General features: G+C 70.2%; 26 protein-coding genes. 14 read left to right on the forward strand and 12 right to left on the reverse strand.

The features are described from left to right. Positions 1 to 254: cation:dicarboxylase symporter family transporter (locus tag Q1K70_RS11555; protein ID WP_366521695.1), on the forward strand; the 254-nt coding region annotated here is incomplete at its 5' end. Positions 255 to 315: 61 nt separating this feature from the next. On the opposite strand, the gene Q1K70_RS11560 is transcribed toward Q1K70_RS11555, so the two are convergent. From Q1K70_RS11560 to Q1K70_RS11585, 6 genes are all read right to left on the reverse strand, one after another. After that, positions 316 to 834 (reverse strand): pyridoxamine 5'-phosphate oxidase family protein, encoded by a 519-nt coding sequence (locus tag Q1K70_RS11560; protein WP_300159506.1) that lies wholly within the window; start codon positions 832 to 834, stop codon positions 316 to 318. Beyond that, positions 824 to 1,393, reverse strand: coding sequence for a UbiX family flavin prenyltransferase (locus Q1K70_RS11565; protein WP_300159509.1), 570 nt, complete (start codon positions 1,391 to 1,393; stop codon positions 824 to 826). The genes Q1K70_RS11560 and Q1K70_RS11565 overlap by 11 nt, the downstream gene beginning before the upstream one ends. 270 nt (positions 1,394 to 1,663) lie before the next feature. Beyond that, a complete protein-coding gene (locus tag Q1K70_RS11570; RefSeq protein WP_300159512.1) occupies positions 1,664 to 2,113 on the reverse strand; it encodes an Rrf2 family transcriptional regulator in 450 nt (149 codons plus the stop codon). Between the two features lie 14 nt (positions 2,114 to 2,127). Next, on the reverse strand, positions 2,128 to 2,559 hold the full coding sequence (locus Q1K70_RS11575) for an MOSC domain-containing protein (protein ID WP_300159515.1): 432 nt from the start codon (positions 2,557 to 2,559) through the stop codon (positions 2,128 to 2,130). Between the two features lie 65 nt (positions 2,560 to 2,624). Then, complete coding sequence (locus Q1K70_RS11580) at positions 2,625 to 3,803, reverse strand: PLP-dependent aspartate aminotransferase family protein (protein WP_300159518.1); 1,179 nt, start codon at positions 3,801 to 3,803, stop codon at positions 2,625 to 2,627. A gap of 34 nt (positions 3,804 to 3,837) precedes the next feature. Beyond that, positions 3,838 to 4,968, reverse strand: coding sequence for a PLP-dependent aspartate aminotransferase family protein (locus Q1K70_RS11585; protein WP_300159521.1), 1,131 nt, complete (start codon positions 4,966 to 4,968; stop codon positions 3,838 to 3,840). A gap of 262 nt (positions 4,969 to 5,230) precedes the next feature. Here Q1K70_RS11585 and hydE point away from each other — a divergent pair, with 262 nt between their 5' ends. Continuing rightward, a complete protein-coding gene (gene hydE / locus Q1K70_RS11590) occupies positions 5,231 to 6,289 on the forward strand; it encodes a [FeFe] hydrogenase H-cluster radical SAM maturase HydE (protein WP_300159525.1) in 1,059 nt (352 codons plus the stop codon). After that, positions 6,286 to 7,590 carry an O-acetylhomoserine aminocarboxypropyltransferase/cysteine synthase gene (locus Q1K70_RS11595; protein ID WP_300159528.1) on the forward strand — a complete coding sequence of 435 codons (1,305 nt, stop codon included), beginning with the start codon at positions 6,286 to 6,288 and terminating at the stop codon, positions 7,588 to 7,590. The genes hydE and Q1K70_RS11595 overlap by 4 nt, the downstream gene beginning before the upstream one ends. Before the next feature lie 61 nt (positions 7,591 to 7,651). Here the strand turns inward: Q1K70_RS11595 and Q1K70_RS11600 are convergent, their stop codons facing one another. After that, positions 7,652 to 8,731 carry a tRNA(5-methylaminomethyl-2-thiouridylate) methyltransferase gene (locus tag Q1K70_RS11600; protein ID WP_300159531.1) on the reverse strand — a complete coding sequence of 360 codons (1,080 nt, stop codon included), beginning with the start codon at positions 8,729 to 8,731 and terminating at the stop codon, positions 7,652 to 7,654. Between the two features lie 220 nt (positions 8,732 to 8,951). Here Q1K70_RS11600 and Q1K70_RS11605 point away from each other — a divergent pair, with 220 nt between their 5' ends. The 6 genes from Q1K70_RS11605 to epsC all read left to right on the forward strand — a co-directional run bounded on the left by Q1K70_RS11605 (position 8,952) and on the right by epsC (position 14,581). Continuing rightward, the gene (locus Q1K70_RS11605; protein ID WP_300159534.1) at positions 8,952 to 9,794 is read left to right on the forward strand and encodes a HesA/MoeB/ThiF family protein; all 843 of its coding nucleotides are present in this window, start codon (positions 8,952 to 8,954) and stop codon (positions 9,792 to 9,794) included. Between the two features lie 16 nt (positions 9,795 to 9,810). Next, positions 9,811 to 10,035 (forward strand): sulfurtransferase TusA family protein, encoded by a 225-nt coding sequence (locus Q1K70_RS11610; RefSeq protein WP_300159537.1) that lies wholly within the window; start codon positions 9,811 to 9,813, stop codon positions 10,033 to 10,035. A gap of 136 nt (positions 10,036 to 10,171) precedes the next feature. Beyond that, positions 10,172 to 11,257, forward strand: a complete 1,086-nt coding sequence (gene nadA / locus Q1K70_RS11615) for a quinolinate synthase NadA (RefSeq protein WP_300159540.1) — start codon at positions 10,172 to 10,174, stop codon at positions 11,255 to 11,257. 14 nt (positions 11,258 to 11,271) lie between these two features. Beyond that, positions 11,272 to 12,429, forward strand: coding sequence for a cysteine desulfurase family protein (locus Q1K70_RS11620; protein ID WP_300159543.1), 1,158 nt, complete (start codon positions 11,272 to 11,274; stop codon positions 12,427 to 12,429). 115 nt (positions 12,430 to 12,544) lie between these two features. Further along, positions 12,545 to 13,606: an XdhC/CoxI family protein gene (locus tag Q1K70_RS11625; RefSeq protein WP_300159546.1), complete on the forward strand. Its 1,062-nt coding sequence runs from the start codon at positions 12,545 to 12,547 to the stop codon at positions 13,604 to 13,606. A 39-nt stretch (positions 13,607 to 13,645) separates the two neighbouring features. Next, entirely contained in the window at positions 13,646 to 14,581 is a 936-nt protein-coding gene (gene epsC, locus Q1K70_RS11630) for a serine O-acetyltransferase EpsC (protein WP_300159577.1), read from the forward strand. Positions 14,582 to 14,603: 22 nt separating this feature from the next. Here the strand turns inward: epsC and Q1K70_RS11635 are convergent, their stop codons facing one another. Next, positions 14,604 to 17,645 (reverse strand): PAS domain S-box protein, encoded by a 3,042-nt coding sequence (locus tag Q1K70_RS11635; RefSeq protein ID WP_300159549.1) that lies wholly within the window; start codon positions 17,643 to 17,645, stop codon positions 14,604 to 14,606. Between the two features lie 408 nt (positions 17,646 to 18,053). After that, positions 18,054 to 19,010, reverse strand: a complete 957-nt coding sequence (gene cysK, locus Q1K70_RS11640) for a cysteine synthase A (RefSeq protein WP_300159552.1) — start codon at positions 19,008 to 19,010, stop codon at positions 18,054 to 18,056. 343 nt (positions 19,011 to 19,353) lie between these two features. Here cysK and Q1K70_RS11645 point away from each other — a divergent pair, with 343 nt between their 5' ends. From Q1K70_RS11645 to Q1K70_RS11665, 5 genes are all read left to right on the forward strand, one after another. Beyond that, on the forward strand, positions 19,354 to 20,190 hold the full coding sequence (locus tag Q1K70_RS11645; RefSeq protein WP_300159555.1) for an ATP-binding cassette domain-containing protein: 837 nt from the start codon (positions 19,354 to 19,356) through the stop codon (positions 20,188 to 20,190). Positions 20,191 to 20,383: 193 nt separating this feature from the next. Beyond that, positions 20,384 to 20,863, forward strand: a complete 480-nt coding sequence (locus tag Q1K70_RS11650) for a glutathione peroxidase (protein WP_300159558.1) — start codon at positions 20,384 to 20,386, stop codon at positions 20,861 to 20,863. Positions 20,864 to 20,945: 82 nt separating this feature from the next. Next, entirely contained in the window at positions 20,946 to 21,476 is a 531-nt protein-coding gene (locus Q1K70_RS11655) for an RNA polymerase sigma factor (protein ID WP_300159561.1), read from the forward strand. Positions 21,477 to 21,494: 18 nt separating this feature from the next. Further along, positions 21,495 to 21,866: a hypothetical protein gene (locus Q1K70_RS11660; protein WP_300159564.1), complete on the forward strand. Its 372-nt coding sequence runs from the start codon at positions 21,495 to 21,497 to the stop codon at positions 21,864 to 21,866. 62 nt (positions 21,867 to 21,928) lie between these two features. Then, complete coding sequence (locus tag Q1K70_RS11665; protein ID WP_300159567.1) at positions 21,929 to 22,297, forward strand: hypothetical protein; 369 nt, start codon at positions 21,929 to 21,931, stop codon at positions 22,295 to 22,297. A gap of 86 nt (positions 22,298 to 22,383) precedes the next feature. Here the strand turns inward: Q1K70_RS11665 and acs are convergent, their stop codons facing one another. The 3 genes from acs to Q1K70_RS11680 all read right to left on the reverse strand — a co-directional run. After that, positions 22,384 to 24,312 carry an acetate--CoA ligase gene (acs, locus tag Q1K70_RS11670; protein ID WP_300159571.1) on the reverse strand — a complete coding sequence of 643 codons (1,929 nt, stop codon included), beginning with the start codon at positions 24,310 to 24,312 and terminating at the stop codon, positions 22,384 to 22,386. A gap of 28 nt (positions 24,313 to 24,340) precedes the next feature. Beyond that, positions 24,341 to 25,222: a LytTR family DNA-binding domain-containing protein gene (locus Q1K70_RS11675; RefSeq protein WP_300159574.1), complete on the reverse strand. Its 882-nt coding sequence runs from the start codon at positions 25,220 to 25,222 to the stop codon at positions 24,341 to 24,343. 3 nt (positions 25,223 to 25,225) lie between these two features. Further along, positions 25,226 to 25,713: hypothetical protein (locus Q1K70_RS11680; RefSeq protein WP_300159575.1), on the reverse strand; the 488-nt coding region annotated here is incomplete at its 5' end.

A 25,713-nucleotide genomic window follows, 5' to 3' on the forward strand; every position in this document is an offset into this window, starting at 1 on the left:
CCGTGGGCCACATTCCGGTGGCCTCGCTCACCCTGCTTCTGGGCGTGGACCGCTTCATGTCCGAGGCCCGGGCCATCACCAACATGATCGGCAACGGCATCGCCACCATCGTGGTGGCCAAGTGGGAGAACGCCCTGGACGAGGGCAAGCTCCAGCGCGCCTTGTCGGGAAGCCTCGGCGACGAGTACGCCGGCGACCCCGAGAACATGCTGGCCGAGGCCCGGTCCGCGGCGCACGGCGCGGTCCGTCGGTGAGAGCGGCCGGGCGGACGCCCGAGCGTCCGGGTGCGCGGTGGCGGCGTGCCCGGACGCGTCGTTATGAAATCTCTTCGCGCTCGGGCGGACCGGCCGGCCGGCCGTCGGCCAGGCGCAGCGAGAAGCGCGTCCCGAAGCCCAGGCTGTTGTCGATGTAGCGGATGCGCTCGGGAACGAAGACGTGGGCCGAGACCTTGGCCAGCTTGCCGGCCGTTTCGCCCGGGGCGGTCAGCAGGTCTTTGACGAAGGGGAACTTGGCCAGGTAGGCGGCCGTGGCCGCGGCCTTGGCGGCGAGGCCCGTGACGGGGCCGGCCCGGCCTTCCATCTGCAGGCCCCGGATGTCGCGCCAGGAGGACGCCTGCGGGTGGACCGTGGCGGCGCAGGCCGGCGCGGCGGCCAGGTTGCGGCAGTGGCGCGAGGCCGGCGAGGAGAAAAAGACCAGTTCCCAGCCGTGGGGGGCGAAATAGACGTCCGTGGCCCAGGGCGCGCCGTCCGGGCCGGGGGCGCACGTGGCCAGGGTCATGGCCGGGACCGCGTCCAGGAGCTCCCTCGCGGCCCGCGCGAAGGCCTCAAGCTCCATGTCCGCCCCAGCGCCGGAAGAGCTGGTGGGGGATGTCGAACTGGTCGAGCACCTTGCCCACGGTCTGGTCCACCACGTCCATGATGGTCTGCGGGGCGTGGTAGAAGGACGGGGCCGGCGGCAGGATGACCGCACCCATTTCGGCCAGGGCGGTCATGTGGCGCAGATGCCCCAGGTGCAACGGCGTCTCGCGCGGCACGACCACGAGCCTGCGCCGCTCCTTGAGGGTCACGTCCGCGGCGCGCGAAAGCAGGTTGTCGCCGAGCGACAGGGCGATCTGGGCCAGACTCTTCATGGAGCAGGGGACCACGGCCATGCCGCACACGCGGAAGGAACCGCTGGAGACCGGGGCGGCCAGATCGGCGTGGTCGTGGACCACGTCGGCCAGGGCCGCGACCTCCTCGGCCGTGCGGTCGGTCTCGAACCCGAGCGTTACCACAGCGCCCTTGGACAGGATCAGGTGGGTCTCCACGTCCGGGACGGAACGCAGGACCTCGAGCAGGCGGACGCCGTAGACGACGCCGCTGGCCCCGGAAATGCCGACGACAAGGCGTTTCATGGAAGCGCTCCTTCCTTTGACGTCCGGGCCCAGGGACGGGACGTCGGCGACGGTCCGGCCTTATCCCACAGTTTCCGGGCTTGTTCCACGATTTCCTCGGTCGGCGGGGCGACTGGCGGCAGGGCCGCGGACAGAGCGGCGTCCGGGATGCGGCTCATCATGGGTGGGGCACCGTCGAGAACGGCGCGGCGAGATCTTCCCCGCCACGCGGGGCGAGGAGCGGCCATCCTCCCTGTCAACCGCCCGGGCGGTTCGCCGTCGGGGGCGGGCTTAGATGCAGTAGGACATGCCCTCGCCGGCGAGCATGTGCTGTTCGCGCTCCACCAGGTCCTTGAGGGTCTTGGTGTCGTAGACGCGCTCCAGGGCCTGGCGCGCCTCGTCCCACAGGCCGATGAACACGCAGCTGCCCTTGAGGGTGCAGTCGAAATGCGGCTTTTCCAGTTGGCAGTCCACGGGGTTGATGGGGCCGTCGATGAAGCGGATGAGCTCCCCCACGGTGATGCCCGAGGCCGAGCGGCTGAGGAAGAAGCCGCCCTCCTTGCCGCGCTGGGAGTCCACGAACCCGCCCTGGCGCAACTGGTGCAGGATCACTTCCAGGAAGCGCTTGGGAATGGCCTGGTTGGCGGCGATGTCCGCCGCCCGGACCACGCCCCGGCCCTCGTGTTTGGCCAGCTCGAACAGCGCCCGCAAGGCGTACTGGCATTTTTGGGTCACCCACATGGCGGACGCTCCCGTTACGCCCTGGCCACGGCGTCGCCCGGCCGGACGGTCCCGCCGGACAGCACTCGGGCGAAGATGCCCTCCTTGGGCATGACGCACGAGCCCACGGCCCGCATGATGGCGCAGCCGGAGCCGTGGCACTCCTTGCCGATCTGCGTGACCTCGAGCACGGCGCTCTCACCCACGGCGATGCGGTCGCCCGGGGCGAGCTCCAGTTCGTTGAGGCCGGCCACGGTCAGGTTCTCGGCGAAATCCCCGGGAATGATGGTGGGCAGCTTCTCCTGCATGCGCCGCACGCCCTCCAGGGCGAGCAGGCTGACCTGCCGGCCGGAGCCGGCGTGGGCGTCGCCCTCGGCCCCGAAATCCGCCTGCAGGGTCACGGATTCCACCGCGATCTTCTTCTCGCCCTTGCGTTTGCTGACGCACACGGCATGCACCACGGCCATGGCTGCCTCCTTGGCGATCGTTCGGACAGGATATTGACCATAAAAACGATCGGACAGATGAATTATTAAGGACCGGGGGGAGAGGTGTCAAGGCGGCCGGCCTGCCCGCCGGCCGTCAGGGCCCGGTCCAGGTCCGCCTGGAGGTCGGCCGCCGACTCCAGGCCCACGGACAGGCGCACCAGGGCGTCGGAGATGCCGCGCGCCGCCCGTTCGGCCGGAGGCATGGCCGCGTGGGACATGGTCGCCGGATACGACAGGATGGATTCCACCCCGCCCAGGCTCACGGCGAGCTTGATCAGGCGCAGCCCGCGCATGAAGGCCCTGGCCGCCTCGGGATTGTGCAGCTCGAAGCTCAGCACCGCCCCTGGGCCGTCGGCCTGGCGGGCCTGGACGTCGTGGCCGGGATGGTCGGGCAGGCCCGGGTAGTGGACCCGGGCCACCTCGGGCCGGGCGGCCAGCCAGTGGGCCAGGACGGCGGCCGTGGCCTGCTCGGCCCCCAGGCGCACGGCCAGGGTGCGCATGCCGCGAAGGAGCAGCCACGAGTCCTGGGGGGAGAGCACCGCGCCGAAGGCGTTCTGGATGCCGGCCAGCCGGCGGCCCGTCGCGGCGTCGGCCGTGACCGCCAGTCCCGCCACCAGGTCGCTGTGGCCGCCGAGGAATTTGGTGGCGCTGTGCAGGACGATGTCGAAGCCGAGGGGAATCGGGCGTTGCAGCAACGGCGTCATGAAGGTGTTGTCGATGATGGAGACGAGCCCCCGCTCCCGGGCCAGGGCGGCCAGCCCGGCCAGGTCGGCCACGGCCAGGAGCGGATTGGACGGGCTTTCCACGTACAGGGCCTTGGTGTCGGCGGTGACGGCTCCTTTCACGGCGTCGAGGTCCGTGATGTCCACGAAGGAGGTCGCAAGCCCCCAGCGGGCGAAGAGCGTGGTCAGTACGCGGTAGGCCCCGCCGTAGAGGTCGCGGCAGGCCACGATGTGGTCGCCCGGGGAAAAAAGGAGGAGCGTGGAGGCGATGGCGGCCATGCCCGAGGCGAAGGCCAGGCCCCGCGCCCCGCCTTCCAGGGCGGCGATGGATTCTTCCAGGGCGGCCCGGGTGGGGTTGCCGCTGCGGGAATAGTCGTAGGGGCCGAAGCGCTCGGGATCGGCCTGGGCGTAAGTGGAGCTCAGGTGGATGGGCGGGGCGAGGTCGCCGAAGCCGTCCTCGGGATTCTCGCCGCCGTGGACGAGCAGGGTGGTCAGGTCCATGAGGGGCCGCCTTTCAGGGTAGGGGGTTGCGGGGTCACAGCACGGCCTCCAGGTCGGCGATGAGGTCGGCCGGGTCCTCCAGGCCGATGGACAGGCGCAGCAGGCCGTCGGTGACGCCGAGCCGGGCGCGCCTTTCGGGTTCGATGTCGGCGTGGGTCTGCACCGCCGGCAGGGTGACGAGGGATTCCACGCCGCCGAGGCTCTCGGCGAAAAGGAAAAGCCGCACCCCGGACAGGATGGCCTCCACCCGCGACGGGTCGGCCAGCTCGAAGGAGACCATGGCCCCGAAGCCCGTGGCCTGGAGCGTCTGCCGGTCGTGGCCGGGATGGCTCGCCAGGCCGGGGTAGTGGACCCTGGACACGGCCGGATGGCCGCAGAGGTAGGCGGCCACGTCCAGGGCGCTGGCCTGCTGGCGGCGCAGGCGCACGCCCAGGGTCTTGAGCCCGCGCAGAAGCAGCCAGCAGTCCTGCGGGCCGGGCACGGCCCCGGCCGCGTTCTGGAAAAAGGCCAGCCTCTCGGCCACGGCCGGATCCCGGACCACCATGGCCCCGGCCACCACGTCGTTGTGGCCGCCGAGGTACTTGGAGGCGCTGTAGACCGCGACGTCGGCCCCCAGGGCCAGGGGCCGCTGGAGCAGCGGGGTCATGAAGGTGTTGTCCACGACGAAAAGCGCCCCGTGGGCCCGGGCCAGGCGGCTAAGCGCCCGCAGGTCCGCCACCTTGAGCAGGGGGTTGGTCGGGCTTTCGACGAGCAGTGCCTTCGCCCCGGCGGCCAGCGCCGCCTCCACGGCCGCCGTGTCGGACGTGTCCACGTACATGGCCTCGACGCCCATCGGCCGGCAGACGCGCTCGAAGAGCCGGTAGGTGCCGCCGTAGAGGTCCTCGGTGACCACGATGCGTTCGCCCGGGGCGAAGAGCTTCGTCAGGCAGTCCAGGGCGGCCATGCCCGAGGCGAAGCACAGGCCCCGGCAGCCGCCGTCGGCCGTGGCCAGCGTCTCCTCCAGCGCCGCCCGGGTGGGGTTGCCCGTGCGCGAATAGTCGTAGCCCGTGGACCGGCCGAGCCCGGGGTGGCGGAAGGTGGCGGTCTGATAGATGGGCATGGTCGTGGCCCCGGTGCGGTCGTCCCAGCGCGAGCCGCATTGGGCGAGGTAGCTTTCCAGCTGCATGGCCTGCCTCCCGTGTCTTGTGCCTGCGCCCGCATGGGCGCGATAAATCATCATCAAATCGGTAGAGTCAATGTAGAAGAGGGGCCGGGCCGGGTCAACCCGCCGACTCGGGCCGACGGCGCAACTGTGCGGCATGCTGGCGATTTATATAATATATTTTTTTGATCGATTTTATGAGGAATATGGCGTAGCCATGGGGCCATGGCCCGGACGGCCGCCCGCGCGCGGCGCACGGACGGGAGAAAACGGGGGGGAGAACGCCATGATCCGAGACTGGACCAGGGAAGCGGTGCTGGGGCTTTTGCGCCGGCGCACCGGGGAGGCCAGGCAGGCCCTGTACGACCAGGCCGACGCCGTGCGGCGGAAGAACATGGGCGACGAGGTCTACCTGCGCGGCATCGTCGAATTTTCCAACCAATGCGTGAACGACTGCCTCTATTGCGGCATCCGGGCCTCCAACGACCGGGTGGCCCGCTACCGCCTGGCCGACGAGGAGATATTGGACGTGGCCCGGCGCATGTGGGGCTTCGGCCAGACCACGGTGGTGCTGCAATCCGGCGAGGTCCCCTCGCGGGAGGGGGACGCGGCCCTGGGGCGGCTCATCGCCCGGATCAAGGCCGAGACCCCGCTGGCCGTGACCGTGTCCGTGGGCAACCGGCCGCGCGAGGTCTACGCCGCCTGGCGGGAAAGCGGCATGGACCGCTACCTGCTGCGCTTCGAGACGAGCGACCCGGCCCTTTTCGCCCGGCTGCACCCGGACTGCTCCTTCAAGGAACGGCTGCGCTGCCTGGACGACCTGCGCTCCCTCGGCGTGCAGGTCGGCAGCGGCTTCATGATCGGCCTGCCCGGGGAAAGCCTCGGCGTCCTGGCCGACGACATCCTGCTGTGCCGCGACCTCGGCCTGGACATGATCGGCATCGGCCCGTTTTTGCCCCATCCGGACACGCCGCTTGGCGGCGCGCAAAACGCCCACGCCGCCGACCCGGACATGCACTTCGTGGCCCTGGCCGCGCTGCGCCTGGCCAACCCCGACGCCCACATCCCGGCCACCACGGCCTACGACGCGCTCTTTCCGGGCACGGGCCGCAACCTGGCCCTGACGCGCGGGGCCAACGTCTTCATGCCGAGCGCCACGCCCGGGCCGCGCCGCAAGGACTACCTGCTCTATCCGGACAAGCCCTGCGTGGACGAGACCGGCGACATGTGCGCCCGTTGCGTCGTGGGCCGCCTGACGGTCCTTGGTCGCACGGTCGGCATCGGCCCGGGGCATTCCCGCCGGGGCCTGTCCAAAACATCCAACCGCGAGGAAGCGCTGCCATGAGCGAACACGCCCGAAAAACCGGCCTCGGCACCCTGGCCCTGCACGCGGGCCAGGAGGACGACCCCACCACCCACGCCCGGGCCGTGCCCATCTACGCCACGGCCTCCTACAACTTCACCGACGCCGAGCACGCCGCGAGCCTGTTCGGGCTCAAGTCCTTCGGCAACATCTATTCGCGCCTGACCAACCCCACCAACGAGGTGCTGGAAAAGCGCCTGGCCGCCCTGGAAGGCGGCGTGGGGGCCCTGGCCCTGGCCAGCGGCCAGGCCGCCATCACCGCCGCCGTCCTGACCATCACCCACGCCGGCCAGAACTTCATCGCCTCCAAGAACCTCTACGGCGGCACCTGGACGCTTTTCACCCAGACCCTGCGCAACCTCGGCGTGACCGTGCGCCTTTTCGACCCCGCCCGGCCCGGGGACATCCGCGAGCTGGCCGACGCCGACACCCGCTGCGTCTACATCGAGAGCCTGGGCAACCCGCGAAACGACGTGCCGGATTTCGAGCGCCTCGCGGCAATAGCCCACGAGCTCGGCCTGCCGCTGATCGTGGACAACACGGTCACGCCGCTTCTGCTGCGGCCCTTCGAGCACGGCGCGGACATCGTGGTCTATTCCGCCACCAAGTTCCTGGGCGGCCACGGGGTGCACATCGGCGGGGCCGTGGTGGACAGCGGCAATTTCCCCTGGGCGGACAACCCGGACAAATGGCCGGAGCTGGCCCGGCCGGACCCGTCCTACCACGGCATGGTCTTCACCGACGCCCTGGCGCCCCTCGGCAACCTGGCCTACGTCGTCCACATCCGCACCCATTGGCTGCGCGACACCGGGGCCTGCATGAGCCCCTTCGCCGCCTTTCTCTTCCTGCTCGGCATCGAGACCCTGCACCTGCGCATGCCGCGCCATTGCGCCAACGCCCTGGCCGTAGCCCGCTTCCTGGCCGACCATCCCGCCGTGACCTGGGTCAACTACCCGGGCCTTCCCGGCCACCCCGACCATGCCCTGGCCGAGCGCTACCTGCCGGACGGGGCCGGGGCCATCGTCGGCTTCGGCGTCAAGGGCGGCAGGGAAGCGGGCGTGCGGCTCATCGACAACGTCAAGCTGGCCAGCCACCTGGCCAACATCGGCGACGCCAAGACCCTCATCATCCACCCGGCCTCCACCACCCACCAGCAGCTGACCGAAGACGAACAGCGCGCCACGGGCGTGACGCCCGAATACGTGCGCTTGAGCGTCGGCGTCGAGGACGTGGCCGACATCGTCGCCGACCTCGACCAGGCCCTTCGCGCGGCCGTGGGGTAGCAGGGATAGAGGGGGGAACGCCTCCGGCGGCCAGAGGGGGCGTTGCCCCCTCTGGACTCCCCTACCGGGGGGGATCATCCCCCCCGGGCCCCCCGGGTGGGGGCGATGAAGGAAGGCGTTTTGCTTCAGTGCGATGCGGGTCTTCCTTGCAGGCGATGCGCCAGGGTTCGGCTTGTTCGGGGGCGAGGGGAGAGAAGTCGGCCAGGGTCCGGCTGAGGGATTCGCCCGGGCGCGTGAGCGAAAGGCGCGTCACGCTCTTGCCGTAGCCCGCGACGAGTCCGGCCGCCGCGCGCACGGCCGCCTCCGTGCCCGGCCGGCAAAGCCCGGTCGGGCCCGAGCCCTCGGCAGGCACGAGCAGGGCGTCGCCGGGCCGGGCCAGACCGGCGATGGCCCGGTTGTCCTTCTCGTTGCGGCCGATCACCACCCGCTCCCCGTCCGGGAGCCTGAAGTGCCGGCCGTGGATGAGCAGCACCGCGTCGGCCAGGCGGCTGTCCGGTTCGCGGGCGAGCATCTCCCGCACGCGGCAGCTGAACTGCGGGTCCGTCAGCAGGCAGCCGCCGGCGGGGCAGGGATAGTCGCCCAGGGCCAGTTCCCGGGCCAACTCCATCTGCGGCCTGCGGCTGCGGCCCTCGATGGCCAGGAGCTTCCAGCGCGGCACGATGCCCTGGCGCTCGGCCTCGGTCGGCGGGAAAAGGCGGGCCGAAAGCGGCCGCAGCAGCCGGCCGGTCAGGCCCGATTCCCGTTCGATGCGGCTCAAGGCCCGGCGGTGCTGGGACATGGGCCGCTGGCCGAGCACTTCGCCCGTGGCCACAAAGAGCGCCCCGGACGCCTCCATGATCTCCCGGGCCAGGGAAAGGACGTGGATGCGGCAGTCGATGCAGGGATTGACGCCGCTGCCCCGGCCGAAGCGCGGGTTTTTCACGATCTCCCAATACGCTTCGCCCTTGGCCACGGTCGTAAGCGGAATGCCGAGCTGCGCCGCCATGCGCGCCGCCGCGGCGCAGCCGCCGCCGTGCCCCGAGCAGCGGCAAAACGGCGAGGTGGCGTTTACCGCCGTCACCTCGATGCCGCAGGAGAGCAGGATCTTTCCGGCCAGGCCGCTGTCGAGCCCGCCGGACAGGAGCAGGATCGCCTTGGCCATGGCTCCCTCCGCTTGGGTGCTTTTAAAATCATTAACTTGATCGATTTTATTAAATATGCTGTGTTCCTGTCAATGGAACACGCTTTCGGGGATGCCGTGATGGGAGGCTTGACCGGGCCGAGGGTTCTGTTTTAAAAAATATATACGAATTTGGTCAACATTTAACGGCAGAAAAAGCAGGGCGATAGCCTGTCGCCGCGCAGGGGCGCAGGGAGGGGCCATGGATTTCGTCTGCGACGATGCCTTTCTGGAGCGCTACAGCCGGCACATCCTGCTGCCCGAGGTCGGCGTGGCCGGGCAACTGCGCATCCGCCGGGCCAAGGTCCTGGTCGTCGGGGCCGGTGGGCTGGGGTCGCCGGCCGCCCTGTACCTGGCCGCCGCCGGCGTGGGCGTGCTCGGCGTCGCCGACGCCGATGTGGTGGACCTGTCGAACCTCCAGCGCCAGATCCTGCACGCGACGCCGGACATCGGCGCGCCCAAGGTGGCCTCGGCCGCCCGCCGGATTCGGGCCCTCAACCCGGACGTGGAGGTGGTGACCCACGCGCAGTACCTGACCGCGGCCAACATCGCCGACGTGGTTTCCCGATACGACTTCGTGGTGGAGGGCGTGGACAACTTCCCCTCGAAATACCTGGTCAACGACGCCTGCGTGCTGGCCGGGGTGCCGTTTTCCATGGGCGGCATCCTCCAGTTCGTGGGCCAGACCATGACCGTCCTGCCGGGCGAAACGGCCTGCTACCGCTGCGTCATGGGCGAGCCGCCGACCGGCAAGATCCCGACCTGCGCCAGCGCCGGGGTGTTCGGGGCCATCGCCGGCATGCTCGGCTCCATCCAGGCGGCCGAGGCCCTCAAGCACATCACCGGCGCGGGCCGACCGCTCCTGGACGCCCTGCTGTGCTTCGACGCTGCGGCCATGGACTTCATGAAGAGCCCGGTGCGCCGCGATCCGGCCTGCCGGGTCTGCGGCGCGCACGGGGACATCAGGACGCTGTCGGACGTGGCCGGGCCGGTCTGCGCCGGTGCGCGGCGCGCCTGCGCTCCGGACGCGCCCAAAACGCCGTAACCGTGCCGGAGGAACCATGGCCGTCCATCAGATCGACATCACGCGGGATTGCTGTCCGCTCACCTATGTCAAGGTCAAGGCCCGGCTGTACGCCCTGGAGACGGGCGACGTCCTCGAGGTGCTGCTCAAGGGCGGCGAGCCCCTGGAAAACGTGCCGGCCACCGCCGTGCGGGACGGCCACGCCGTCCTCGGCGTGGAATCCCGCGGGGGCGGCATCCACTTGGTGCGCATACGGAAGTAGCCTCGGACGCAGGCCCTCATTTCATACTGTGTTAGTATAAATATATTGACGCCGTCCGGGAAGCGATACTACTTTCTTGACCAAATTAATGTGGATTCGGCCCGGCCGTCCGCGGCGACCGGATCAGGGAGTTTCCATGCAGGCCGTGACGCAATCCCCGTCCGATCCCCGGGACTGGACCGAGGAGCAGGTGCTCTCGCGCATCGCCGCCCTCAAGGAACGCTTCGGGCGCGACCTCCTTATCCTGGCCCACCACTACCAGCGCGACGCCGTGACCGGCGTGGCCGACGCCGTGGGCGACTCGCTGGGCCTGGCCCGGCTGGCGGCCGGGGCCACCGCCCGCCATATCGTCTTTTGCGGCGTGCATTTCATGGCCGAGACGGCCGACATGCTCACCGGACCGGACCAGGCCGTGATCCTGCCGGAACTCGCCGCCGGCTGCTCCATGGCCGACATGGCCACCCCCGACGCCCTGGAGTACGCCTGGGAGCGGCTGACCGCCGTCGTCCCGGGCCGAATCGTGCCGATCTCCTACGTCAATTCCTCGGCCGCGCTCAAAGCCTTCGTGGCCAGCCGGGGCGGCACGGTGTGCACCTCGTCCAACGCCCGCAGGATCGTGGAATGGGCGTTTTCCCAGGGCGAGCGGGTCTTTTTCTTTCCCGACGAGCACCTCGGCCGCATCACCGCCTACGAGCTCGGCGTGCCCCTGGACCGCATGCTCGTCTGGGATCGGGACAAGGACCTGGGCGGCCACACGGCCGAGGCCGTGCGCCGGGCCAAGGTCTATCTCTGGGACGGCTTCTGCGTGGTCCACCAGATGTTCGACGTCATGGACGTGGCCGACTGGCGCAGGAAGGAGCCCGGCATCCGGGTCATCGTGCACCCGGAATGCCCCTTCGACCTCATCCAGGCGGCCGACGCCCACGGCTCCACCGAGGCCATCGTCCGCGCCGTGGCCGCCTCGCCGGCCGGCAGCAAATGGGCCGTGGGCACCGAGATCAATCTGGTGTCCAGGCTGGCGGCGCGCCACCCGGACAAGCTCGTGGTCTCCCTTTCGCCGCATCAGGCCGTGTGCGCCAACATGTACAGGACCAAACCCCTGTCCGTGCTGCGCGTCCTGGAGGAACTGGCCGAGGGCAGGACGCCGAACCGCGTCCGCGTGCCCGAGGACGTGGCCGGGCAGGCCCGCCGGGCCGTGGCCCGCATGCTGTCGCTTTCCTGAAAAGGAGGTGCCCCGTGGGCGTCTACTTCGACAACAACGCCACCACCCCCCTCGATCCCCAGGTGCTCGAGGCCATGCTGCCCTTCCTGCGCGACTGCTTCGGCAACCCGTCGAGCCCCCACCAATACGGCAGCCGGGCCAAGGCGGCCATCGAGGAGGCGCGCGAATCCGTCGGGGCGCTGCTCGGCTGTGCCGCCGAGCGGCTGGTCTTCACCTGCTCCGGCACCGAGGGCAACAACACGGCCATCCTGTCGGCGGTCCTGGCCGACCCGGGAAAGCGGCGGGTGGTCACTTCGGCCGTGGAGCACCACTGCGTGCTGCGCCGGCTGGAATACCTGCGCGACCACATGGGCGTCGAAGTCGTGTTTCTTCCCGTGGACGGCCAGGGACGGCTCGACCTGGACAGGCTGCGCCAGGCCGTCACCCCGGACACGGCCCTGGTCAGCCTCATGGGGGCCAACAACGAGACCGGGGTCCTGTGGCCCGTGGAGGAGATCGCCGGGCTGGTCAAGTCGCGCGGGGCGCTGTTCCACTGCGACGCCGTGCAACTGGCCGGCAAGGAGCCCTTTTCCCTGCGCACGCTTGCGGCGGACTACCTGACCATCTCCGGCCACAAGTTCCACGGCCCCAAGGGGGCGGGCGCGCTCTACGTGGCCCGGGGCGCGCCTTTTACGCCGCTTCTTTTCGGCGGCATGCAGGAGTCCGGCCGCCGGGCCGGCACCCAGAACGTGGCCGGCATCGTGGGCCTGGGCAAGGCGGCCGAGCTGGCCCGGGCCTTCTTGTCCGTCTCCGGCCACGAGAAGCTGCGCGAGCTGCGCGACCACCTGGAAGGCCGCATCCTGGCCGAGATCGACGACGTGGTCATCCACGGCTGGGCCGCGCCGCGCATCGCCAACACCATAAGCCTCGGCGTCGGCGGCGCGCCCCAGGAAGTCCTGCTGGCGGAACTGAGCGACCGCGACTTCGCCGTCTCCACCACCTCGGCCTGCGAATCCGCCTCCGTGGCCCCGTCCCACGTCCTGGCCGCCATGGGCGTGCCCGACCGCTACCTGCGCAGCACCTTGCGCCTGTCCCTGTCGCGGCAAAACGCCATCGAGGAGGTCGAGGCCTTCATGGTCGTTTTCCCCCAGGTCGTGTCCGCCGCCCGCCGGCTGGGCGGAGGGGGAAGGTGAAGAGGAAGAGGAAGAGAAAGAAGGAAGATGCCTCCGGCGGCCGGGGGGCATGATGCCCCCCGGACCCCCTCGAAAGGGGAAAGGGGCCATTGTCATATGCGGGGAGGGAAGGGATATGATTGAATTGTGGCGTTCCGTGAATCGGCTGCTGGCCGGGGGCGAAAGCCTGGTGGCCGCCGCCGTGACGGTCAAGGACGGCTCCGCGCCCGGGCCGGCCGGGGCCAGGATGTTCGTGCGCGACAATGCCGAACTCCTCGGCACAGTGGGCGGCGGGCCCATGGAAGGCAGGACCATCGCCGAGGCCGCGGCGGTCATGGCCCATGGGAAGCCGACCCTCCTGCCCATCGACCTCTCGGGCGAGATCGGCGACGGCTCGGACGCCATCTGCGGTGGCTTGGTCCACGTCTTTCTGGAGCGCCTCGACCCGACGCCGGACGTCGTGTCGCTTTTTTCCAGGCTGGCCGACGAACTGGCCGCCAACCGAACCTGCTTCCTCGTCTCCAGCCTGGGCCGGGGCGAGCGCCATGCTCCGGCCCGGGCCCTGCTCTCCCGGGACGGCGCGGTGCTGGCCGGAAGCCTTCCGGACGCGGCCCTGGCCGCCGCCCCGGCCCTGGCGTGGGGATCGGCCTCCCCGACCGTGGCGGACCTGGGCGGCCAGGAATGCTTCCTGGAGCCTTTCCGGGCCAGGGAGTCCCTGATTATCTGCGGCGCGGGCCATATCGCCCGGCCCACGGCCCATCTGGCGGCCATGGCCGGCTTCTGGGTCGTCGTCCTCGACGACCGCGAGGAATTCGCCAGTCCCGCCCGCTTTCCCGACGCCGACGAGGTGGCGGTGCTGCCGTCCTTCGACGACTGCTTCGCCGGCCGCAGCCTCGACGCCGACACGTCGGTGGTCATCGTCTCGCGCTGCCACAAGCAGGACCGCAAGATTCTGACCCAGGCCCTTGGCACCGAAGCCGGCTACATCGGCATGATCGGCTCCAGCCGCAAGGTGGCGGCCGTGCTCGACGAACAGCTGGAGCACGGCGTGACGCGGCAGCGCCTGGCCGCCGTCCACGCGCCCATCGGCCTGCCCATCGGCGGGGACAGCCCGGCGGAGATCGCGATTTCCATCGTGGCCCAGTGCATAAAGGAACGCACCAGACGGCGGGAAGGGCGCAAGGCCCGGGCGGCCTGAGCCGGCCCGTCGCGGTTTGAAGAGGATGACGCCATGACCATGCCGCCCCAAAGGCCCGACGAAGGTCGGGACGTCCTGTCCGAGGTCACCCGGAGGCTGTGCGAGCCGGGTTCCTACGAAAAGGTCTTCCACCGTCCCCTGCACGACGAACCCATGCCGTCCGTGCCGGCCCTGTCCGAGTGCATGGACCGGCTGCGGGCCGTGCTCTTCCCCGGCTATTTCGGCGATTCCGGCGTGACGCCCGAGAGCATGCCCTACCATGTCGGGGCCAACCTGTTCGAGGCCGGGCGGCTGCTGACCGACCAGATCCGCCGGGGCTACTGCTTCTTCTGCGGCCTGGATACGGGCGCGGCACGTCAGGACTGCGACGCGCGGGCCCGGCGGCTGACCGAATCCTTCCTGGCCTCCCTGCCGCGCATCCGCGACATGCTGGCCGAGGACGCCCAGGCCGCCTACGAGGGCGACCCGTCCTCCCGCAGCCCCGGCGAGGCCATCTTCTGCTTCCCGAGCCTCATCGCCCTGACCCACTACCGGGTGGCCCACGAGCTCTTCGTCCTCGGCGTGGACCTCATCCCGCGCATCCTCACCGAGATGGCCCACGCCAAGACCGGCATCGACATCCACCCGGGCGCGGTCATCGGCCGGCGTTTCTTCATCGACCACGGCACGGGCACGGTCATCGGCGAGACCTGCGTCATCGGAGAGGGCGTGCGCCTGTACCAGGGCGTGACGCTGGGGGCGAAAAGCTTCCCCAAGGACGGCGAGGGCAAGCTCGTCAAGGGCATCCCGCGCCATCCCGTGGTGGAGGACGACGTGGTCGTCTATTCCGGGGCCACCGTGCTCGGGCGCATCACCGTGGGCAAAGGCGCGATCATCGGCGGCAACGTCTGGGTGACGCGCGACGTGCCGCCCGGAGCCCACATCGCCCAGCACCGGCCCGTGGGCGTGCCGCTCATCGACGGCGGAGGCATCTGAAGTCGCCGGGGGCGGCCGCCCGTCAGGAAGGGGGGGCGTCGCTCCCGCGCCGCTTGCCGACCCGGCCGACCACGGCCAGCAGGGCTTCGATGTCCAGGGGCTTGGCGACGTAGTCGTCCATGCCGGCCAGCAGGAACTTCTCCCGGTCGCCGGTCATGGCGTAGGCCGTCATGGCCACGATGGGCACCCCGGCCGCCTCGGGTCCGGCCTCGCCGGCCCGGATGCGCCGCGTCGCCTCCATCCCGTCCATCACGGGCATCTGGATGTCCATGAGCACCAGATCGAAAGTCTCCCGGGCCAGGGCTTCGACGGCCGCCTTGCCGTCGCCGGCCAAGGTCACGGCATACCCCTTTCTTTCGAGCAGCCGCTGCACGGCCATGCGGGTGAGGGCGTCGTCCTCGGCCATGAGGATGCGCCGGCCCGCGGGGGGCTTGTCGCGGGGCAGCGAAGGGGGTTCAGGCTGCTCTTGGCGGGTCGCCGGCCGGCCGAAGGCCAGGCAGAAATGGACGGCGGTTCCCGCTCCTTCCTCGCTCTCCACCGCGATGGTCCCGCCCATGAGGGACACGAGCCGCTTGCAGATGGAAAGCCCCAGGCCCGCCCCCTGGTAGGCCCGGCTGTAGCCCTGGCTCCCCTGGGTGAAGGGTTCGAAGAGGACCGCGATCACCGCGTCGCTCATGCCCTCCCCGGTGTCGGAGACGGAAAAAAGGACCCGGGCCTGGTCTTCCCGGCCGGCGGGCAGGGGATGGAGTTCGATGGCGACGCTGCCCTGCCTGGTGAATTTGAGGGCGTTGCCCACGAGGTTCGTCAGGACCTGCTGGAGGCGGGCGGCGTCCCCGGCCACGAGGGACGGCAGGCGCGGGTCGACGTTCAATGTGCAGTTGATCCCGGCCTGGCTGGCGGCCGGAAGAAAAAGTTCGCGGACCTCTTCCACGGCGCGCCGGAGATCGAAGAGGTCGTTGGCGATGGCCAGCTTGCCGATTTCGATCCGGGAGATGTCCAGGAGGTCCGAGAGCAGCCGTGTGAGCCGCCGGCCCGACTGGACGGCCAGTCGGGCGTAACCGGCCTGTTCCTCGTCGAGGCCGGTGCCCTGGAGCAACTGGAGCATGCCCAGGATGCCGTTAAGGGGCGTGCGCAGCTCGTGGCTCATGTTGGCCAGGAATTCGTCCTTCGCCTGGCTCGCGGCTTCGGCCTGAGCCTTGGCCTGGGCCAGCAGTTCCCGCCGGCGCTCCTCCTCGGTCGCGTCGCGGTAGATGGACATGTTCATGGCTTTGTCCTCTCCGCCGAGGCGGCGGCCGGTCACGTCCACCCAGCGCGGCTCGCCGTCCTTCCTGACGACGCGGAACCGGTGCCGCACGCTGTCGCGCCGCCCGGCCAGGCGGTCCAGCAGGCTTTCGCGTACCATCTCCCGGTCGTCGGGATGGATGATGGACCAGATGTTCTCCGCGGTCAGCGCGTAGGCCTCCTCGGCCGTCAGGCCGAAGAGCGCGCAAAAGGCCGGGTTGACCCAGGTGAAGCGCGGCGGGAGACCCTCCTGCACCGCGATGGCGTCCAGGGAGTTCTCGAAAAGGGCGCGGTAGCGTTCCTCGCTTTCCCGAAGCGCCCGTTCGGCCTGTTTGCGCTCGGTGATGTCCCGGACCACGGCGAAGAAGTACTGCTCGCCGAAAACCGCGTTTCCGTGGGCGCTGACTTCCACCGGGAAGGTCGTGCCGTCCTTGCGCCGGTGCCGGGTCTCGAAGGTTCTTTTCACCCGCGTCGGCCGCTGGAAATCCCGGCGGATGTCGGCCTCGGGCATCGTCGCCTCGTAGTCCCAGGTGTACAGGCCCACGACCTCCGACGGATCGCGGCCGAGCATTTCCGCGAAACGCCGGTTGGCCTCGACCACCCGATGTTCGCCGTCGATGATCACGATGCCGTCGCCGCTGGCGTCCATGAGGGCCACGCGCCGCTTGGCCTCGACGTCCCTGGCGTCCCTGGTCTTGACCAGGGCGTCGCGCTCGGCTTCGAGATGCTGGGCCATCCTGTCCATGGACCGGGCGAGCAGCCCCAGGGAGCCGCTCGTCTCGGTGAGGCCGGACCGGGCCGAGAGTTCGCCCTCGCCGATGCGCCGGGCCGTGAGGGCCATTCTCTGGAGCCGGGCATGGATGCCGTACTTGCCCACGATCCAGGCCAGGCACAGGGAAAGCAGCAGGGAGGCGGCCAGCCAGCAGAGGTAGCGCCGCGTGACCGCGTCGGCGAGGTCGAGGGCCGCCGCCTCGGGAATGCCCGCCAGGATGTTGAGGTAGGGCGTCGCGCCGTTCAGGGACACCCTTCTCAGGGCGTAAATGCGGCGCATGCCCTCCGCGCCCGTTTCGGTGAAGAGCTTCCGGGGCCCCGCGGACTGGACGGTCTGCCAGATGCCCGGCGCGATGGACGTGCCGAGGCCGGCCCCTTCCAGGGGAGGATAGCGGTACAGCCGTCGCCCCTCGTGGTCGACCATGCCCGCGAAGGAGCCGTGCGGCAGCAGCGTGCGCTCGACGAGCTTCGAGATGTCCCGCAGCCGCACGGTGGCCACGAGCACGCCTGTGGTCGCCCCTGCGGCGTCGCGCACGGGATAGGCGAAGGGCAGGATCTGCGCCCCGCTGATTTTGCCGATGGTGTATTCGCCCACGCTGAAGGTCCCGTCGCGCAGGGCCTCCCGGAATTCCTTGCGGTCGGAAAGGGTCTGGCGCGTAAACGGCAGGGCCGAGGCCAGGACTTCGCCGTCGGGCGCGGCCAGCATGAAGTTGGCATAGCCGGGGTTCACGGACAGGGCGGTGCGGAACAGGCGGTCGCAGGCTTCGGCGTCGCGGGCGAGCACGGCCTTCTCCTGGGCCAGGGCGGCAAGGACGGATTGCAGGCGGGCCGTCTCGGCTTCCTGCTGCAGAGCGAGGACGTCGGCCAAGCGCTGGGTCGTCAGGGCCGCTTCCTCGATCTCGTGGTTCCTGCGTTCCCAGCCCGAGCCGAGGACCACGGCCAGCATGGGAAGGACGCCGGTCAGGACCACCAGTATCAGGTTGAGCCGGACCGAGCCGGGCAGGCGCATCATGTCGCGCCCCCCTGATCGGCCGAAAGGAGGGGGAAAGGTCCGCGATGCCGCATCCTGGCCACTATCGACCGGCCTGGGAATCGAGTCAACAGCAAAGGAGAAGCGGGCACGGGAATTGCCCCGGCGGGCTCCGGAGAGGGGGAAGCATGGGGTTTCCTGTGGTCGATAACCCAGGAAACTGCAAGGGGCCGTCGCCGCCTACACCGCCGCGCACGAACTGGTCACCGTCCGGGACAGGAGCGGCTTCGCCTCCGCCGATGCGAGCCTCGACAGCACGGCGGGGAGCATCAAGAAGGCGGACGGGGCGCGCTGAGACGGCACTCTCGCGGCGAAACGCCTGCGATCGCATTTCGCGGCCGTGCCCAGGCGTCCCGTCCGCCCGAGGGAAAGCGCGTTGCGGCCCGCTCCCTAATTGTCTCCCACGCCCTCGAAGAGCGCCGTGGACAGGTAGCGCTCGGCCGCGTCCGGCAGGATGGCCACGATGATCTTGCCGGCGTGGCTTTCCAGGCCGGCCAGACGCAGGGCGGCGGCCACGGCCGCGCCCGAGGAGATGCCGGCCAGGATGCCTTCCTCCCGGGCCAGCCGCCGGGCGGTCTCCAGGGCCTCGTCGTTTTCCACCCGCTCCACCCGGTCGAGCAGCCCCAGGTCCAGGGTGTCCGGGATGAACCCGGCCCCGATGCCCTGGATCTTGTGCGGCCCGGGAGCCGGCTTCTCGCCGGCCAGGGTCTGGGTGATGACCGGGCTCGCCGCCGGCTCCACGGCCACGCTCTCGATGGCCTTGCCGCGCGTGTTCTTGAGGTAGCGGGACACGCCGGTGATGGTGCCGCCGGTGCCCACGCCGCTGATCACCACGTCCACGGCACCGTCCGTGGCGTCCCAGATCTCGGGGCCGGTGGTGCGCTCGTGCACGGCCGGGTTGGCCGGGTTCTTGAACTGCTGGGGCAGGAAGCGCCCGCCCTCGGCGGCCAGGGCCTCGGCCCGGCGCACGGCCCCGGCCATGCCTTCCGCGCCCGGGGTGAGCACCAGCTTGGCCCCGAGAAAGGCCAGCACCCGCCGCCGCTCGATGCTCATGGTCTCGGGCATGGTCAGGGTGAGGGGGTAGCCCTTGGCCGCGGCCACGAAGGCCAGGGCGATGCCGGTGTTGCCGCTGGTCGGCTCGACGATCTCCATGCCGGGGCGCAACGCTCCGCGCTTTTCTGCATCCTCGATCATGGCCGCGCCGATGCGGTCCTTGACGGAATAGGCCGGATTGCGGCCCTCGATCTTGGCCAGTACCGTGGCTCCCTTGCCGGCGGTCAGGCGGTTGAGGCGCACCAGGGGCGTTTTGCCGATGGACTGCGAGGCGTCGGAAAATGTGTGGGACATGCCGTTTCCCTCCCGTTTGCGCCGTTTCCGGCGTTGCGTTTTTCGGTCTCGTCGCGGTCTTTATCTCATCAAATCGATCGTGTTAATGAATGAATAAGGAATTCCCCCGGCCCTGTCGAGTTTTTTCCTGGCCATGGCGTGGGATTGTCCTGGCGAAGCCGGCAGGCGCAGGGGAGGCGGCCACGCCGCGCAGGCCTCGCGCCCGGGACGCAGCCGGCCTGTCGCCGCTCCTCGTGGCCGGCGCGGCCCGGTTGACGGGGAAACGGTTTTTTTACTATCACTAATTTGACCAAATTAATGATGTAAACCGTCGGGCCAAGACCCGACCCACAAGGAGCCTGCCATGTCCACCGACGCTTCCCGGGCGGGGAAGAGGGGCCTGGCCGTCAGCGACCTGCGTTACGTCCGCGACGGCCGCACGGTGTTCGAGGACCTGCGGTTTGCCGTCGCGCCCGGCGAGTGCGTGGGGCTTTACGGACCGCCGGGCTGCGGCAAGTCCGCGTTGCTGCGGCTCGTGGCCGGCCTGGAGATTCCGGCCTTCGGCCGGGTGTCGTGGGACGGTCGGCCCGTGGCCGGGCAGGACCTGGAGCGGGGGCTGGTCCTTCGCGACAACGGGCTTTTCCCCTGGCTCGGGCTTCTGGAAAACGTGCTCATGGCCGTGGAGGCGGCCCGGCCGGACCGGCCGGCGGTCTGGTGCCGGGAACGGGCCGAGGCCTGCCTGGCCCTGGCCGGGCTCGGCGACGCCCTGAAGCGGCGTCCCCTGGAACTTTCGCGCGGCGGCCGGCTGCGGGCGAGCCTTGCCCGGGCCCTGGCCCAGGAGTCGCCGCTGCTGCTCCTCGACGATCCCCTGGGCGCGCTCGATCCCGGGGAGCGGACCGGCCTCGAGGAGTTGTTGCCCCGGCTCCTTGCCGGGGCCGCGCCGCGCCGGACCGTGATTTTGGCCACCGAGGATCTGGACGAGGCCCTGCTCCTGGCCGGGCGCGTCATCGGGCTCTCCCCGGCCCCGGGGCCCCTGGTGTGCGACGAGGCCGCTCCCGCCGAGCGCCCGGCCGCGCGCGACGACCTCTACGGCGCGCCGCGCTTCCAGGAACTGCGCCGGCGCATCAACGACCGCTACCGCCTGGAGCGGCGGCGGCGTCTGGCGGCCCGGGAATTCTTCGGCTTCGGCGAGGGCATCTGACGGGCCGGGGTGCATGGCCTGCGTCCCGGCCCGTTCCTTCGCCTGGCCAAAAGACCGCCGGTTCCCGGTCGAGGAGCCGTCCGCTTATGTCGCGCAATAATCCGCCGCCCTCGTCGTCATACTTCGTGAGGCACCCGGTCGTCGGCCTCGTCGCGCCGCCGGTCTCCCGGACCGGACAGGAGGAGGAAAGCGCATGGAAACGATCTACGGATTTTCGGCCAGGACCATCGAAGGCGGGGCGGCCAGCCTCGACGCCTTCAGGAACAAGGTCCTGCTCATCGTCAACACCGCCAGCCGGTGCGGCTTCACCGGCCAGTACGCCGCCCTGGAGCGCCTGCACCGCAAATACGCCGCAGGGGGATTTTGCGTGCTGGGCTTCCCCTGCAACCAGTTTATCGGCCAGGAACCGGGCGACGACACGAAAATCGCAGCATTTTGCCGGTTGCGTTACGAGGTGAGCTTCCCTCTTTTCGCCAAGATCGAGGTCAACGGCAAGGCGGCGCACCCGCTTTATGCGTTTCTCAAGCGCGCCCAACCCGGAATCCTCGGTTCCCGCGCCGTAAAATGGAATTTCACCAAGTTCCTCGTCGATCGCCAGGGACTGCCGGTGGCCCGGTTCGCGCCGACAGTGCCATTGCCTTCCGTGGAAACGGCCATAAAAAAGCTGCTGTGAAAGCGCTTCGCATGCCCGCCCTTGCCACGGCGGCGCTCTTTCTCGGTCCGGACCGGGGGCCTCTGCCCCGGGGGGCCGGGCGATGAAGGACGCCGCCGCGGCCTTCGCCCGCCTGCTCGACCGGGAACGGGCCAGGTTCCTGCGCCACGTGCGCGGTCGCCTGTCGCGCATTTCCGCCATGGATGTGGAGGACATCGTCTCCGACGTGGTCTTCGGCCTGCTCAAGCGGGCGGACGTGGTCGGCGAGGTCGAAAACCTCATGGCCTACGCGTACCGGTCCCTGGAAAACCGGATCATCGACTACCGGCGCGCCTCCCGGGACACCGTGCCCCTGGACGAGGAGGGCGGCGTCGCGCCGGGCGGCCCGGAGCTTCCCCGCGACGACGAGACGCCGGAGCGTTCCGTCGCCCGCCTGCAGATGCGCGAAAGGCTGCTATGGGCCCTTGGCCGGCTTTCGGACAAGGAGCGGGCGGTGTGGATCGCCACCGAAATCGACGGCCTCGCCTTCCGGGAACTGGCCGAGGAATGGGACGAGCCCCTGGGCACGCTCCTTTCCCGCAAGAGCCGGGCCAACGCCAGGCTGCGCGAACTGCTCGCGGAGCATCACGACTGAAAGGAGAAAGGAAAGACCATGTTCCACCATGCCCCTTCCGGCCGCCCCCGCAGCCGCGCCTATCTGCTCACGGTCCACATCGTCTTCGGCCTGCTTCTGGCCGCGACCTTGGCCCTCGTCTTCGGCTATGCCGTCATGCTCCTGTGGAACGCCGTCCTGCCCGACGTCCTGGGCACGTCGCGCATCGGCTACTGGCAGGCCGTGGGTCTGCTGCTCTTGGCCCGCATCCTGGCCGGCGGCCTCGGCCACGGCAAGGCCGCCCATGGCGCGCACCGCCAGGGCGTCGATGCCCGCAAGGCCTACGACGCCTGGTGGAAGGATGTGGGGGAAAAGTCTTTTCGTCAGTATTCCCGAGAGGATCGGGGAGAATCCGAGCCCGGGGCGCAATAAACCGCCGCCTCGTCCGTCCTTGTCGAGAGAAGCCCCTGCCAGGGGCTCCAGGAGGTTGCCGCATGGTTTCGCAACAGGTCCTCGACGCCTTCCACATGATGTGGGGGCCGTTTCCCGAGCCGGTCTTTCTGCTGCACAAAAGCCGGGAGATCCTGGCCGTCAACGACGCCGGCCGGGCGGCCGGCATCCCCGTCGGCGTCAAGTGCTCGAGCCTCAATCCCGAGAACAAGGCCGACGGCCACTGCAAGCAGTGCCTGGCCCTGACGGCCCTGCGCCAGGGAACGCCCATGACTTCGCCGGCGTCGGCCAACCCGCGCCGCATGAAGGGCTACTGGCTGCCGCTTAAGGACGTGGAGGACGTCTACGTCCACTTCGGCGTTTCCGTGGGGGACGAGATCGACGCGGCCCTGGCCGGGAAGGGCCAGGGCTGACGTCCGGCGCGGCTGAGGCGCCAACCGTGATGCGGGGCGGCCGGAAGCGGGCTTCCGGCCGCCTTGCGTTTGCGCGGGAGAAATCCCTACGACTCCTCGTCGGTCCGGTATTCATAGGGCTCGCCGAGTTCCTCGGCCCGCAGCTTGCGGCGCAGGATCTTGCCGCTTCGCGTGCGCGGCAGGCTCTGGCGCAGCTCCACCCCGCGCAGGATGACGATGGGCCCGAGCTCCCGGCGCAGATGGCCGCGCAGTTCCGCCGCCAGGGCGTCGGCGTCGGGAAAGGCCCCGGTCCAGGCCGGATCGGCCACCACGAAGGCCTTGGCCACCTCGCCCTTGATCTTGTCCGGCACGCCCACCACCGCCGCCTCGGCCACGAACCGGTGGGCGCAAAGCGCCGCCTCGACCTCGGCCGTGCCCACGCGGTGGCCGGCGATGTTGAGCACGTCGTCGGCCCGGCCCTGGATCCAGAAATAGCCATCCTCGTCGCGCCGGGCCACGTCGCCGGCGAAGTAGAGGCCCGGGATCTTCTCCCAGTACGTCTCGCGGTAGCCGCCCTCGTCCCCGGCCAGCCCCGTCAGCATGCCCGGCCAGGGCCGGCGCACCACCAGGTAGCCGCCCTGGCCCGGGGGCACGGGCCCGCCTTGCCCGTCCACCACGTCGGCGGCGATGCCCGGCAGGGCCTTGCCCACGGACCCGGGCTTGAGCACGGAGACGGGCATGGGCGCGATCATGGCCATGCCCGTCTCCGTCTGCCACCAGGTGTCCAGGACCGGGCAGTTGGAATGGCCGATGTGCTTGTAGAACCACATCCAGGCCTCGGGGGACAGGGGTTCGCCCACGCTGCCCAAAAGGCGCAGGGTCGAGAGGTCGCGCTTTTTGGGGTACTGCGGCCCGTAGCGCATGAGCATGCGGATCAAGGTCGGCGTGGCGTAGAAGATCGTGGCCCCGTAGCGTTCGATGATCGACGGCAGGCGGTCGGCTTGCGGGTAGAGGGGGTGGCCTTCGTAGAGGATGACCGTGGCCCCGGTCAGAAGCGGCCCATAGACGCCGTAGGTGTGGCCGGTGATCCAGCCCGGGTCGGCGGTGCAGAAGTGGATGTCCGTGGGCTTGACGTCGAACACGGTGCGGAAGGTGTGGTGCGCGCCGACCATGTAGCCGCCGTGGTCGTGGGCCACGCACTTGGGCCGGCCGGTGGCCCCGGAGGTGGGCAGCCAGAAGAGCGGTTCGCCGGCCTCCATGATTTCCGTGGCCGCCTCGGGCGATTCCTGGCGCAGCAGGTCGTGATAGTAGAGGTCGCGGGGTTCGCGCATGTCGATGTCGTCGCCGGTGCGGCGCACCACCACCACCGTTTCGGCCACGTCGCCGCGCACGCCCTCCAGGGCCTCGTCCACCACGGTCTTGAGGTTGATGCAGCGCCCGCCCCGGTAGAAGCCGTCGGCCGTGACCAGCACCTTGGCCCCGGCTTCGCCCAGGCGCTCGCGCAGGAACTTGGCCGAGTAGCCGGCGAAGACGAACACGTGCACCGCCCCGATCTTGGCCGCGGCCAGCATGGCCACCACGGTCTCGGGCACGGGCGGCAGGTGCAGGCAGACCCGGTCCCCGCGCGACACGCCCAGGGCCCGCAGCGCGCAGGCGAAGCGGTTCACCTCGCGGTAGAGCTCGAAATAGGTGAACTTGCGGCAGTCTCCGGCCTCGCCCTCCCAGATGAGCGCCAGCTTGTTCTTCGTCCAGGTCTGGACGTGGCGGTCCAGGGCGTTGTGCACGATGTTGCCGCGCGCGCCCGGGAACCAGCGGTAGAAGGGAGCCCGGGAATCGTCCAGCACGGCGTCCCATTTGCGGTGCCACTCCAGCTCCAGGGCCGCCTTTTCCCAGAAGGCGCACGGGTCCGCCTCGGCCAGCCGGTAGGCCTCGGCCAGGTCCGCCGGCTTGACGTTGGCCTCGATGACCGTGGCCGGGGCCGGACGGAAGACCCGCTCCTCCACGAGCAGTGCGTCAAGCGTTGCGGGTTTCGGCATCCGTGTCCTCCTTGCCGGGCGCGCCCGGTTACAGTCCGAGAATCTGCTTGAGCTCGCCGATGCGCCGGCGGCCGATGGGCAGCTCGATGCGCGTCTTGCCGGCGGTGCGCAGCATGAAGTTGCCGCCGGGAAGCGTGGCGATCTCCGTCACCTGGTCCAGGTTGACCAAGTACTTGCGGTGCACCCGGAAGAAGCGGTGGGGCCGCAGGCGCTCTTCCAGGTTTTTCAGGCGATACGAGGTCAGGAGCTTTTGGCCGGCCGTGTGCACGAAGGAGTAGTCCTCGTAGGCCTCGATGAAAAGGATCTGCGTGTAGGGGAGCAGGATGGTGCGGCCGTCCAAAGTGATGGGGAGCTTCTCGATGTCCACCGGCCGTTCGTGACCCATGTCCCAGGCCTGGCGCAGGGCGGTGATGAAGCGGTCCTCCTCGTCGCCCTCGAGCGGCAGCTGCACCGTCTCCTCGGCCTCGTTCTCCTCGTCGCGGCCGGCAGGGCTCGGGCCGCCCGGCCGCCACTGGGCCGGCGGGGCCTCGCGGAAGGCCGGCTTGTACCGGGCGAGGCGCTCCAGGGTCTGGGCGAAGCGCTGGGGGGAGAAGGGCCACAGCAGGTAATCCGCCGCGCCGAGCTCGAAGGCCCGGAAGGCCCGGGACTCGTCGGCGGCGATGAAGATGAGCCCGGGCTGGCGCTTGGCCGCGGCCAGGGCCTCGGCCAGCTCGAAGCCGCCCACCTCGCCCGGCAGGTCCACGCCGCAAAAAAGCAGTCCGTAGGGAATGGCCCGCAGAAGCTCCGAAGCCTCGTAGGCGTCCACGGCCTCGCCGAGCACCCGGATGAAGTCCGCCTCGGCCAGGCGCGCGCGAAGGGCGACGCGCACGGCCGGATCGGGATGCACGAGCAGGGCCGGGATGCGGTCCATGGCCTAGCCCGCCTCCGGCCGGAAAAGCGAGGGCAGGGCGCGGCGGCGGGCGCAGGCGTCGGCCAGGCGCGCGGCGGCGTCGGCCGGATCGGCGGCCAGCACGGCGTCGGCCCCCAGGGCGAAGGCGGCCAGGGGATCGTGCCCGGGGAAATCGCCCACGGCCAGCACGGCCATGCCCTCCCTGGCGCGCCCGGTCAGGGCGGCCACGGCCGAAAGAAGCGCCCCGGCCCGCGCGCCGGTTCCGGCCACGATCACGGCCGGGCGCAGGAAGGCCACGTCGGCCGCGATCTGGGCCGGGTCGGCCGATGCCGGCAGCATGTGCCAGTCCGGCCCGGGAAAGGCGTCGGCCACGGCCTTGTCCCAGGGGCCGGCGTCGTCGTCCTCCAGGGCGGTCATGACCAGCCGCGCCCCCGGCGGCACGGGCCTCGGCGCGGGCAGGGCGGCCGCCGGCGCGGGCGGGGGGGCCACGGCCGGCGGAGGGGGCGGGGCCG

The sequence above is a fragment of the Solidesulfovibrio sp. genome (assembly GCF_029978005.1).
Taxonomy (GTDB): Bacteria; Desulfobacterota; Desulfovibrionia; order Desulfovibrionales; family Desulfovibrionaceae; genus Solidesulfovibrio.